Source organism: Paenibacillus ihbetae (assembly GCF_002741055.1).
GTDB classification, from domain to species: Bacteria; Bacillota; Bacilli; order Paenibacillales; family Paenibacillaceae; genus Paenibacillus_AQ; species Paenibacillus_AQ ihbetae.
Genome location: NZ_CP016809.1, coordinates 6,513,364 through 6,525,393 on the forward strand (window position 1 = coordinate 6,513,364; position 12,030 = coordinate 6,525,393).

General features: G+C 47.9%; 7 protein-coding genes and 2 rRNA genes. 6 read left to right on the forward strand and 3 right to left on the reverse strand.

All coding sequences use genetic code 11. The annotated features are described in order from the left end of the window. Window positions 1-74 precede the first annotated feature (74 nt). Entirely contained in the window at window positions 75-959 is an 885-nt protein-coding gene (locus BBD41_RS29290) for a LysR family transcriptional regulator (RefSeq protein ID WP_099480302.1), read from the forward strand. 62 nt (window positions 960-1,021) lie between these two features. Here the strand turns inward: BBD41_RS29290 and BBD41_RS29295 are convergent, their stop codons facing one another. Then, window positions 1,022-1,582 carry a VanZ family protein gene (locus tag BBD41_RS29295; RefSeq protein ID WP_007128001.1) on the reverse strand — a complete coding sequence of 187 codons (561 nt, stop codon included), beginning with the start codon at window positions 1,580-1,582 and terminating at the stop codon, window positions 1,022-1,024. A gap of 199 nt (window positions 1,583-1,781) precedes the next feature. On the opposite strand from BBD41_RS29295, the gene BBD41_RS29300 reads away from it, so the two are divergent. Both BBD41_RS29300 and BBD41_RS29305 read left to right on the forward strand, forming a co-directional pair. Continuing rightward, a complete protein-coding gene (locus tag BBD41_RS29300; protein WP_099480304.1) occupies window positions 1,782-2,894 on the forward strand; it encodes a sensor histidine kinase in 1,113 nt (370 codons plus the stop codon). After that, window positions 2,884-3,573 (forward strand): response regulator transcription factor, encoded by a 690-nt coding sequence (locus tag BBD41_RS29305; protein WP_077566375.1) that lies wholly within the window; start codon window positions 2,884-2,886, stop codon window positions 3,571-3,573. Before BBD41_RS29300 ends, BBD41_RS29305 begins: the two co-directional genes overlap by 11 nt. A 420-nt stretch (window positions 3,574-3,993) precedes the next feature. On the opposite strand, the gene BBD41_RS29310 is transcribed toward BBD41_RS29305, so the two are convergent. Further along, window positions 3,994-4,731 carry an SDR family oxidoreductase gene (locus tag BBD41_RS29310; RefSeq protein WP_099480306.1) on the reverse strand — a complete coding sequence of 246 codons (738 nt, stop codon included), beginning with the start codon at window positions 4,729-4,731 and terminating at the stop codon, window positions 3,994-3,996. A gap of 82 nt (window positions 4,732-4,813) precedes the next feature. Next, window positions 4,814-5,068, reverse strand: a complete 255-nt coding sequence (locus BBD41_RS29315; RefSeq protein WP_007127996.1) for an Atu4866 domain-containing protein — start codon at window positions 5,066-5,068, stop codon at window positions 4,814-4,816. A 225-nt stretch (window positions 5,069-5,293) separates the two neighbouring features. Here BBD41_RS29315 and BBD41_RS29320 point away from each other — a divergent pair, with 225 nt between their 5' ends. The 3 genes from BBD41_RS29320 (at window position 5,294) to BBD41_RS29330 (ending at window position 11,855) form a co-directional block, all read left to right on the forward strand. Further along, window positions 5,294-6,217: an AraC family transcriptional regulator gene (locus BBD41_RS29320; protein ID WP_099480307.1), complete on the forward strand. Its 924-nt coding sequence runs from the start codon at window positions 5,294-5,296 to the stop codon at window positions 6,215-6,217. Between the two features lie 602 nt (window positions 6,218-6,819). After that, a 16S ribosomal RNA gene (locus BBD41_RS29325) occupies window positions 6,820-8,374 on the forward strand. A gap of 434 nt (window positions 8,375-8,808) precedes the next feature. Continuing rightward, window positions 8,809-11,855 (forward strand): 23S ribosomal RNA (locus tag BBD41_RS29330). Together the 16S and 23S rRNA genes form the textbook arrangement of a ribosomal RNA operon. Window positions 11,856-12,030: the final 175 nt, after the last annotated feature.

The following is a 12,030-nucleotide window of genomic DNA, read 5'->3' on the forward strand; positions in this document are numbered from 1 at the left end:
AGTTATAATAGTACATAACTGAAATACATATTTGTAATAAAGGGAATAACCACGTGGTTATGAAGGTGTGCGCGATGAAAATAAACTTGAACCACCTGAATGTCTTTATGGCTGCCGCCGAGAAATTAAACATTACCGAAGCAGCGAAAGCGTTGTTTATTTCCCAACCCGCTGTGAGCAAGACGATTAAACAGCTTGAAGATGCGCTGCAAGTGAGACTGTTTGTGAGGGATAGGCAGAAGGGGATCATTCTGACCGATGTCGGCAGAGAGGTTCTGGTATTGGCGAGGCAGATGCAATCCATTGAAAACCGCATTTTTCAGGTAGCCAGCCGGGAGAGCCAGCTCTTATCTGGAACAATCAAAATCGGCTCGTTTCCCGCTGCGTCGTCCCTGTTACTTCCTGAGGCTATCGCCAGGTTCCGGGCCAAGTATCCTCACGTTCAAATTGAACTCCATGAGGGGGTATCCGACCAGATCAAGGAATGGGTCACCGACCGTACCGTGGAAATTGGGCTTGTCGCGTCCCCGTTTACGGAATTTGAGCACTATAGCCTGGTTCAGGATCACATGGTGGCGATCATTCCGGACGATCATGAGCTGCACGATACGGCGGTTGTCGACCTCGGAAGGTACCAGCATGACATGATTTATTGTAAAGGCGGGCATGAGGCGGCGATGAACAGCATACTTCAGCAGCACCACTTAAATCTCGAAAGCAATTTGACCGTCCAAACCGCCGAAACCCTGATCCATATGGTCCGTAGACGGCTCGGGATCGGTCTTGTTTTCGACTTTACGCTATCCTCCGTGTCCCATGGGCTCACCGTTAAGCCGGTTACGCCTGTGATTACCAGGGAGATCGGAGTTATCGCAATTTCTTTCGATGAGATTTCCCCCGCGTCCATGGAATTTGTCCGTATGATGGCAGATGATGAAACAAGCCGTTTCGGTAAATAAAACAAGGCATCGAACTGCGAATGGAAGCATCCATACCGTTCAGTGCCTTGTCTTTTTTTTATCTAAAGTTTCTTATAAAGCCGATGATTTATAGGGAGAAGCCATTTTAGAAGAGATGCAAACGGTTTGAATTTTATAGCTTGTTTAATTAAGAAATAACCTACTACGCATCCTATCGTGTTAGCTATCAAGTCGTTGATGTCGATACTTCTTGAGCTGCCAAGTAATAGTTTAATAATGAGCTGCATCAGCTCTATGCCAAATGATACGGACAACCCCGTCCGAATTGCTTGTTTTAAGGAATAAACGGTGCGAGGCGCAAGCCACAAGAAAACACCCAGTGGAATGAACAGGATAATATTTAATATAAAGCTTGTCATATCAATGGTTAGAATAGGAATAAAGTTGATCGAGCTGTACCATGGAGCCTGATTGCGGTGAACCCCAAAGGTCAGCTCAATAGGTAAAAAGACAAAATAAATGACACCCAACGAATAGCCGCTAAATAAAATTTCAAGTAAGGTCACTCTCTTGTTTTTATAGGTAATCACCCTAAAAATGATATACAGTAGTGCTAAAGGTATCAAAACGGCTAATGGTGGAATAGTGTATAACAAATCCATGAAAGTCTCTCTCCTTCGTAGTAACTTAATTTCCTTATTCAGCTTACAAAGAGAAAGTTTAGAATATGTAAAGTATATTTAAAGAATTTTAAAGTTTTACATAAACAAAAGCAGTGATCGAGTATTCTTGGAACTGAGGTTCATTAGATTTTGTGAGTATTAATCATTTTTAATAAAAATTAAATATGGAGTGAATTGTATGGAATCTACATATCATAGGATGCGATTGGAGCTGGCGAAGTTTATCAGCATAAGTGCAGTGCTTGCAGGGGGAACTTGTTTTGTACTAATGGCTGTTATTCTGATCATTAGAGTTATTTCAGATGATCTATATAACCTTGTCATCAACCTGGTTTATGAACTTAACGGACTATTCCCCAGGTTGTTTCCTATTATATTTTTTGTTTTTTTCCTATTTCTCATTTTCAGCATGTTTATTGTGTCTCGACGGTCATTTCGTTACTATACAGAGGTATCCCAAATGCTTCAATCGATGGCCGAAGGGAAATTGGACGTAAAATTACCTGTGAGTGATCGGGATACGTTGATTGGAAATTTGGCACAGAATATTAATAATCTTGTTCATCAGCTAGAACTCTCCCTGCAGCAGGAGAGAGCAGCAGAAGAATCGAAGAATGAGCTAATCACTTCTGTTTCCCATGATTTACGCACGCCATTAACTTCAATTCTTGGTTATCTCTATATTATTGAACAGGATCGTTACAAAGATGAAGTCGAAATGCGCTATTATACGTCTATCATCTATGAGAAGAGCAAAAATTTAGATCGCCTTGTTAATGAACTGTTTGAGTATGTTCGTACAAAAAATCCGAAGCTAACCCTTCATAAAGAAAAAATAAATATGACTCGATTGCTCCAACAGCTGGCTGCTCAGTATATTCCTGAATTAAAAGCCAATCGGATGGAAGCTCGTTTAAGTTTACCTGGTCGCGAAGTCTGGCTTTATGCAGATGCTGAGAAACTCGTACGAGTATACGAAAATATTATAAACAACGCATTGCGATATGGCGCGGATGGTAAGTGGCTTGATATCCGACTCCAGGAGGACGAGAAAGGGATTTGTATTGAAATAAAAAATTACGGGAAACCGATTCCTAAGCACTCTCTTCCATATGTTTTTGAACGCTTTTATCGAGCAGATGAGGCTCGTACGGAAGAAGGTTCAGGTCTCGGGCTTGCCATAGCCAAAAATATTGTAGAACTTCATCAAGGGGAAATTTGGGTGAAGAGTGATGAGAGCGGGACAGCTTTCTTTACTTTGTTTGAAAGGGAGAACATCGATGAACGCTAACATATTGGTGGTAGACGACGATCCGGAAATTGTAAGACTCGTGGAGCTTGCACTTCGACAAGAAGGTCATAACGTCTTCACAGCTGCTACTGGATTGGAAGCTTTACGATGCTTTCAGGAACAAGAGATTGACCTTGTAATCGTAGATGTGATGATGCCTGAGATGGACGGACTTACGTTTTCTAAGGAAGTTAGAAAGACAGAGAACGTGCCTATTCTCATGCTAAGCGCCAAATCGGAGGACATGGACAAGATAGAAGGATTATTGATTGGTGCAGATGATTATATGACCAAGCCGTTTCATCTTTTGGAGTTAATTGTAAGGGTGAAGGCCCTTCTGAGACGCGCCTATCCGGCAAAAAACAATCCATCTCAGGGTTCTTCTGTCCTGCAATTTGGACCACTTACGATCGACCATAAACGTTACGAAGTAAGATACAATGAAGAAAAAATCGTCCTTACCGCAAAAGAATTTGATATTTTATATTTACTTGCAAGTCATCCAGGGCAAGTATTTCCCGCCGAAGACATTTTCCAGAAGGTATGGAAGGAAAAATATTATGAGGGCAATAATACTGTGATGGTACACATCAGCAACCTGCGAGAGAAAGTGGACAAATTGCTAGGCTATAAGCTCATTCAGACGGTATGGGGTGTCGGATATAAAATTGAGATTTGAAGAACGAATACAAGCGGGGGCGACACTGTGCGAAAGCACTGTTGCCCACTTTAAATTTTCGGAACCTCGTAAGTAGAGGTGATTGGCTCATTACTGATTTAGCTGTGCTAACAAACAAAGACGGAAAAATGTTGGGGTGCCAGGGGCAAGCAACACCTGTGCAATAATTGCAGGGTAATTGTCTAGCACGGTAGTCATAAACAAATGACGAAAAAGCGTAACTCAATAGGTTATGGGTGGGCGGGAGTTGCCGCATACTTCTAACCCATTAGGCCTATCTTCAAACAAAACTTTCCGCTGACGGAATCGGAGGGGGAGTTTGAAGCAAACAAGCAGCCGAGTCGATGGGTTGACTGACTGCCTGATTCATCCTTCAATATTTGAAGACCCGTTGCTCCAGGTCCTTTCTCTGTCACATTGTTATGCAAGCTGGGCAGTTGGCCGCACCACTAACTCATTGACGTCGACATCTGCCGGTTGCTCAATCGCATAAGCAATAGCTCGGGCAATGGCAAAAGCAGGCAGAGCGTCACGTCGGTACGTTTTCATGAGTTCCCTGGCCTCGTCATCCGAAATGCCCTCTGCGAGCTCAGACTGTGTTACGCCCGGGGAAACCAGCGTTACCCTAATGTCTGCTCCAACCTCCTGCCGCAAGCCTTCCGTGATGGCGCGAACGGCATATTTGGTTGCACAGTAGACTGCTGCCGTTGGTGACACTGCATAGGCACCGATGGAAGCCAAGTTAATGATATGACCGGATTGCTGCTCTCTCATGATGGGAAGACCTGCAGCGATGCCATGCAGAACTCCGCGAATATTGACGTCAATCATTCGGTTCCATTCCTCAATTTTCAAGGCAGCCAAAGGAGAGAGGGGCATTACGCCGGCATTGTTTACAATGACGTCGACTTGGCCGAACCGGGTCTGCGCCAAGCGGATGATGGACTGCATTTGCTCGATATTCGTCACGTCCAGCTGTTGAAATAGTACCGAGCCTCCTTCTGTCTCAATCGTCGAAGCCAAAGCTGCCAGTCTTTCCACGCGTCTGGCCCCCATAACAACATGCGCTCCCTGACTGGCAAGAAGCTTGGCCGTCGCTTCACCAATCCCGCTGCTTGCTCCTGTAATGACAACAACTTTACCCTGGATTTTTGACATGAAACATTTCTCCTCTTCCATTTGATTATGCTAATTGTTCGATTAAACGGTAACTAATTAATAAACTAAACAAGGAAATCTCCTACTCCTCACGATAGAGAACCATACCGGCGTGGTAAAGCACTGAATCCCGGAAATCACCGTCTGCGGTAAACCCGGTATCATCTACGTACTCAATATGGTCGCCTATAATGGTATACCGGCCTTGATAAGCGCTTTTTCGATTACCGCGTGCCTCGTCATACCGCCCGTTCGGCAGCAGTTCATGTCGAATATAACCGTCTTTGGTCACCCACATGCCGACATATGGATGGTTTTGTTCGTTTGGTGTACTCATACAATTTCTCCTCTCGTCTCGTTTGCGTGTATTGGGCTGTCATTTACCTACCTTGTAAGTTTGCTTATGGATAGGTCTCCCATTCCGCTAACGCATTTTTTTACATATCGATTATCGCAACTTCGAGCGGAGAGTCGGTAGCCGGATCCTGCAGGATCATTGTCAAATCCTCCAGAGAAAGATAAAGTAAGGTTAATTACATCAGTAAAAAGAAGGGGAAGACTAATGGATGCATGGTTCGAGAAACAAAGAAAGGAACTTCTACATATCATAGAGAAATTCACGCTAGAAGACGGAACGCATGACACGAAAGTTCCCGGTTTGCGCCTGATTCGTGCTTCCAGGACGTCCGAGCCGGTTTATTCCGTTTATGAACCTTCTCTTTGCGTCGTAGCTCAAGGTTCCAAGGTAGTTATATTAGGGCAGGAGATGTACCAATATGATTCAAACAGCTTTTTAACCGCATCGGTACATCTGCCGATTACTGGACAGGTGATGGAAGCTTCGAGTGAAACACCATATTTCAGTGCGCAGATCATTTTCGATATGAAACAGATTGTTGACGTCATTCAGGCTGCCGGAGATTCGATGAGAGCAGGAAATGAAACATGCCGGGGACTAAAGGTAAGCCAAATCGACCATGCCCTCCTGGATGCAGTGCTGCGGCTTGTAAAATTGATCGAAGCGCCGCAAGATATCCCGGTGCTTGCGCCTTACGCTATGCGCGAGGTTATTTACCGGGTGCTTCAGAAAGAAAATAACGCTTCGCTGAAGCAGATTGCAGTTATCGGAAGTCATGCACAACGCATCGCAGGAGTCGTTGAAAAGCTTAATCGCGACTTTGCCCAGCCCCTGCGCGTCGATGATTTAGCCGCAGAGGCTCGCATGAGCGCTTCGTCTTTATACGATTATTTTAAGGAAGTCACAGGGATGAGTCCGATCCAGTTTCAGAAACAGATCCGATTGCAAGAGGCACGCCGGTTACTCCTGACAGGATCCATCGATGCCGCCGAAGCTGCATTTCAGGTTGGATATGAGAGCCCATCGCATTTTAGCAGGGAATATGCGCGGATGTTTGGGCAGCCACCAATCCGGGACGTTCGTCGTCTGCGTAGCACCCTTATGGATGAAACGGCTAGCGACGGTTAACGAAGCATGCTTCAACAAGAATTTTGCAGAAATAGTAGGGATATGTGGGGCGGATCCAGGATTAGAGAGTGGCCGGGAGGTGGTTTTCCCATTTGAACAATACGACCAGGTTAATTGCATACAGTTGAACTGATTTGGCGGGAGTAATGCGTTTTGTCTAGAAACTGCGTGGGACGGTTCACCGTACATCGACTGCCTACTCGAAATTGCTTAAACATTGATTAGTCTTTATCAACACCCGGAATATTTTACAACTTATAATCGAAAAGAGATTATGTTATATTATAAATCCGGCAGCAAGAAAGCTGCTGACAAGTAAACAAATAAAAAGAACGATCACAAGAAATTGGAACTTTTTACTTGTTGATTTAGATGGATGGAAAGTGATATATTATAAGAGTTGTTGCTGCGAACGTGTTTCGCCGGTAACGAAAAGGTTGATCTTTGAAAACTGAACAACGAGTGAGTAAAACGAACCGCTTCGGCGGGGAGTTACAATAGAGAATTGAACAAATTCTCGTCAGTTTTTCTAAATGAGCTACAAACTCGAACGGTTGGATATTTTCTTGGAGTGATCCAGGAAGTATCCACTCGAAAAATCCTTATTGGAGAGTTTGATCCTGGCTCAGGACGAACGCTGGCGGCGTGCCTAATACATGCAAGTCGAGCGGAGCAACGGTTTCCTTCGGGAAACCATTAGCTTAGCGGCGGACGGGTGAGTAACACGTAGGCAACCTGCCCTCAAGACTGGGATAACTACCGGAAACGGTAGCTAATACCGGATAATTAAATCCGCTGCATGGCGGGGTTATGAAAGGCGGAGCAATCTGTCACTTGAGGATGGGCCTGCGGCGCATTAGCTAGTTGGTGAGGTAACGGCTCACCAAGGCGACGATGCGTAGCCGACCTGAGAGGGTGAACGGCCACACTGGGACTGAGACACGGCCCAGACTCCTACGGGAGGCAGCAGTAGGGAATCTTCCGCAATGGGCGAAAGCCTGACGGAGCAACGCCGCGTGAGTGATGAAGGTTTTCGGATCGTAAAGCTCTGTTGCCAGGGAAGAACGTCTCATAGAGTAACTGCTATGAGAGTGACGGTACCTGAGAAGAAAGCCCCGGCTAACTACGTGCCAGCAGCCGCGGTAATACGTAGGGGGCAAGCGTTGTCCGGAATTATTGGGCGTAAAGCGCGCGCAGGCGGTTCTTTAAGTCTGGTGTTTAAACCCGAGGCTCAACTTCGGGACGCACTGGAAACTGGGGAACTTGAGTGCAGAAGAGGAGAGTGGAATTCCACGTGTAGCGGTGAAATGCGTAGATATGTGGAGGAACACCAGTGGCGAAGGCGACTCTCTGGGCTGTAACTGACGCTGAGGCGCGAAAGCGTGGGGAGCGAACAGGATTAGATACCCTGGTAGTCCACGCCGTAAACGATGAATGCTAGGTGTTAGGGGTTTCGATACCCTTGGTGCCGAAGTTAACACATTAAGCATTCCGCCTGGGGAGTACGGTCGCAAGACTGAAACTCAAAGGAATTGACGGGGACCCGCACAAGCAGTGGAGTATGTGGTTTAATTCGAAGCAACGCGAAGAACCTTACCAAGTCTTGACATCCCTCTGAATCCTCTAGAGATAGAGGCGGCCTTCGGGACAGAGGAGACAGGTGGTGCATGGTTGTCGTCAGCTCGTGTCGTGAGATGTTGGGTTAAGTCCCGCAACGAGCGCAACCCTTGATCTTAGTTGCCAGCACTTAAGGTGGGCACTCTAAGGTGACTGCCGGTGACAAACCGGAGGAAGGTGGGGATGACGTCAAATCATCATGCCCCTTATGACTTGGGCTACACACGTACTACAATGGCTGGTACAACGGGAAGCGAAGGAGCGATCTGGAGCCAATCCTAAAAAGCCAGTCTCAGTTCGGATTGCAGGCTGCAACTCGCCTGCATGAAGTCGGAATTGCTAGTAATCGCGGATCAGCATGCCGCGGTGAATACGTTCCCGGGTCTTGTACACACCGCCCGTCACACCACGAGAGTTTACAACACCCGAAGTCGGTGGGGTAACCCTTACGGGAGCCAGCCGCCGAAGGTGGGGTAGATGATTGGGGTGAAGTCGTAACAAGGTAGCCGTATCGGAAGGTGCGGCTGGATCACCTCCTTTCTATGGAGTACCTCGCTTCCGCAGCGAAGCGGTACAAATACGGTCAGCGCAAGCTGCCGGATAAATAGGCTTTACGAAGTAAAGTCGACCTACTCACTCGTTGGTCAGTTTTGAGAGTTCAACCTCTCAAGCTTGTTGATTCCAGATCTTTCTTGTAGACAAGAGCGCTGAGAATTGATACGATATTCTTCCGGTCGCTAAATGACCGAAGGAATTTGATCCTTGAAAACTAGATAACGAAACGAATTTGCGTTTTAGAAATATCCTTCTCTAACGACTTGTGTCAAGTGATTGACCAAGAAGTGAAAGAGTAGCGTTAGAGCGAAAGATTCGTGACAGGTGATCCTTTGGAAGCTTGTTTCACCATTGAGTGGTTTTATCCATTCAGGAAACAAGCGGACAACAGAGCACATGGCACGAAACTGGAGCGACATGGTTAAGCTACTAAGAGCACACGGAGGATGCCTAGGCGCTAGGAGCCGATGAAGGACGTGGCGAACAACGATACTGCCTCGGGGAGCTGTAAGCAAGCTTCGATCCGGGGATGTCCGAATGGGGAAACCCAGCTGGTGTAATAGCCAGTTACCCGTATCTGAATACATAGGATGCGAGGAGGCATACCCAGGGAACTGAAACATCTAAGTACCTGGAGGAAGAGAAAACAAGAGTGATTCCGTCAGTAGCGGCGAGCGAACGCGGAACAGCCTAAACCAGAGAGCTTGCTCTCTGGGGTTGTGGGACGTCTCACATGGAGTTACAAAGGTTTAGATTAGACGAACAGGTCTGGAAAGGCCGGCCATAGAAGGTAAAAGCCCTGTAATCGAAAATGTGAACCCTCCGAGACGGATCCCGAGTAGTGCGGGGCACGTGAAACCCCGTATGAATCCAGCAGGACCATCTGCTAAGGCTAAATACTCCCTAGCGACCGATAGTGAAGCAGTACCGTGAGGGAAAGGTGAAAAGCACCCCGGAAGGGGAGTGAAATAGAACCTGAAACCGTGTGCTTACAAGAAGTCAGAGCCCGATCGATGGGTGATGGCGTGCCTTTTGTAGAATGAACCGGCGAGTTACGTTCCCATGCAAGGTTAAGGCGAGAAGCCGTAGCCGCAGCGAAAGCGAGTCTGAATAGGGCGATTTTAGTATGTGGACGTAGACCCGAAACCGTGTGATCTACCCCTGTCCAGGGTGAAGGTGCGGTAACACGCACTGGAGGCCCGAACCCACGTACGTTGAAAAGTGCGGGGATGAGGTGGGGGTAGCGGAGAAATTCCAATCGAACTCGGAGATAGCTGGTTCTCCCCGAAATAGCTTTAGGGCTAGCCTCGGAATGAAGAGTCGTGGAGGTAGAGCACTGATTGGGTGCGGGGCCCGCAAGGGTTACCAAGCTCAGTCAAACTCCGAATGCCATAGACTTATGTCCGGGAGTCAGACAGTGAGTGCTAAGATCCATTGTCAAAAGGGAAACAGCCCAGACCATCAGCTAAGGTCCCCAAGTGTGTGTTAAGTGGGAAAGGATGTGGAGTTGCACAGACAACCAGGATGTTGGCTTAGAAGCAGCCACCATTTAAAGAGTGCGTAATAGCTCACTGGTCGAGTGACTCTGCGCCGAAAATGTAACGGGGCTAAACACACCACCGAAGCTATGGCTTGAATCGACTTCACTGCTTCTTTGAGGTAGTGAGCCTGAGATGAACATTTATGTCAGACTTGAGATGAAATCAAGGGTGACCAAATGCTCTCAGGGGTTAAACACACTTCGAAGGCGGAGTGAAGTCGATTCAGGGGTAGGGGAGCGTTGTATGTGGGTTGAAGGTGTACCGTAAGGAGCGCTGGACAGCATACAAGTGAGAATGCCGGTATGAGTAACGAAAAGATCAGTGAGAATCTGATCCGCCGAAAGCCCAAGGTTTCCTGAGGAAGGCTCGTCCGCTCAGGGTAAGTCGGGACCTAAGGCGAGGCCGAAAGGCGTAGTCGAAGGACAACAGGTTGAAATTCCTGTACCACCGTAAACCGTTATGAACGATGGGGTGACGCAGGAGGGTAGTGACGCGGACTGATGGATGTCCGTCCAAGCAGTGAGGCTGATGTGTAGGCAAATCCGCACATCGTAAGGCTGGGCTGTGATGGGGAGTGAAAATTACAGTAGCGAAGGTCATGATCTCACACTGCCAAGAAAAGCCTCTAGTCAGGTGAAGGTGCCCGTACCGCAAACCGACACAGGTAGGCGAGAAGAGAATTCTAAGGCGCGCGGAAGAACTCTCGTTAAGGAACTCGGCAAAATGACCCCGTAACTTCGGGAGAAGGGGTGCCTCGGTAGGGTGAATAGCCCGAGGGGGCCGCAGTGAAAAGGCCCAAGCGACTGTTTAGCAAAAACACAGGTCTGTGCGAAGCCGCAAGGCGAAGTATACGGGCTGACGCCTGCCCGGTGCTGGAAGGTTAAGGGGAGCGGTTAGGAGGCAACTCCGAAGCTGTGAACCGAAGCCCCAGTAAACGGCGGCCGTAACTATAACGGTCCTAAGGTAGCGAAATTCCTTGTCAGGTAAATTCTGACCCGCACGAATGGCGTAACGACTTGGGCGCTGTCTCAACGAGAGATCCGGTGAAATTTTAATACCTGTGAAGATGCAGGTTACCCGCGACAAGACGGAAAGACCCCATGGAGCTTTACTGCAGCTTGATATTGGATTTGGGTACGATCTGTACAGGATAGGTGGGAGCCTAAGAAGCATGAGCGCCAGCTTGTGTGGAGGCGACGTTGGGATACCACCCTGATCGTATCTAGGTTCTAACCTGGTACCGTGATCCGGTACGGGGACAGTGTCAGGCGGACAGTTTGACTGGGGCGGTCGCCTCCTAAAGAGTAACGGAGGCGCCCCAAGGTTCCCTCAGAATGGTTGGAAATCATTCGAAGAGTGCAAAGGCATAAGGGAGCTTGACTGCGAGACCTACAAGTCGAGCAGGGACGAAAGTCGGGCTTAGTGATCCGGTGGTACCGCATGGAAGGGCCATCGCTCAACGGATAAAAGCTACCCTGGGGATAACAGGCTTATCTCCCCCAAGAGTCCACATCGACGGGGAGGTTTGGCACCTCGATGTCGGCTCATCGCATCCTGGGGCTGAAGTAGGTCCCAAGGGTTGGGCTGTTCGCCCATTAAAGCGGTACGCGAGCTGGGTTCAGAACGTCGTGAGACAGTTCGGTCCCTATCTGTCGTGGGCGTAGGAAATTTGAGAGGAGCTGTCCTTAGTACGAGAGGACCGGGATGGACGTACCGCTGGTGCACCAGTTGTTCCGCCAGGAGCACGGCTGGGTAGCTACGTACGGACGGGATAAGCGCTGAAAGCATCTAAGCGTGAAGCCCCCCTCAAGATGAGATTTCCCAGTATGTAAGACCCCTTGAAGACGACGAGGTAGATAGGTTGGAGGTGGAAGTGCAGCAATGCATGGAGCTGACCAATACTAATCGGTCGAGGGCTTATCCTAAAAGCTTTCTGAAAGAAAGCTCGCTACGGAAGCATAAACAATACCCCAAAAAGTGAAGCGAAGCTTTGAAGCTAATGCCGAATACTTTTCGGGGACCCCGATACCACATCGGGAAATGCTACGGATTCTAATCAACGCAAAGACGTTTCGTATCTAGTTTTCAAGGTTCAACAAA

What these genes read in the sequence shown, in the direction of transcription:
- BBD41_RS29300 (WP_099480304.1), top strand. Translation starts at nt 1,782, where the DNA reads ATGGAATCTACATATCATAGGATGCGATTGGAGCTGGCGAAGTTTATC.
- BBD41_RS29305 (WP_077566375.1), top strand. Translation starts at nt 2,884, where the DNA reads ATGAACGCTAACATATTGGTGGTAGACGACGATCCGGAAATTGTAAGA.
- BBD41_RS29290 (WP_099480302.1), top strand. Translation starts at nt 75, where the DNA reads ATGAAAATAAACTTGAACCACCTGAATGTCTTTATGGCTGCCGCCGAG.
- BBD41_RS29315 (WP_007127996.1), bottom strand. Translation starts at nt 5,068, where the DNA reads ATGAGTACACCAAACGAACAAAACCATCCATATGTCGGCATGTGGGTG.
- BBD41_RS29295 (WP_007128001.1), bottom strand. Translation starts at nt 1,582, where the DNA reads ATGGATTTGTTATACACTATTCCACCATTAGCCGTTTTGATACCTTTA.
- BBD41_RS29310 (WP_099480306.1), bottom strand. Translation starts at nt 4,731, where the DNA reads ATGTCAAAAATCCAGGGTAAAGTTGTTGTCATTACAGGAGCAAGCAGC.
- BBD41_RS29320 (WP_099480307.1), top strand. Translation starts at nt 5,294, where the DNA reads ATGGATGCATGGTTCGAGAAACAAAGAAAGGAACTTCTACATATCATA.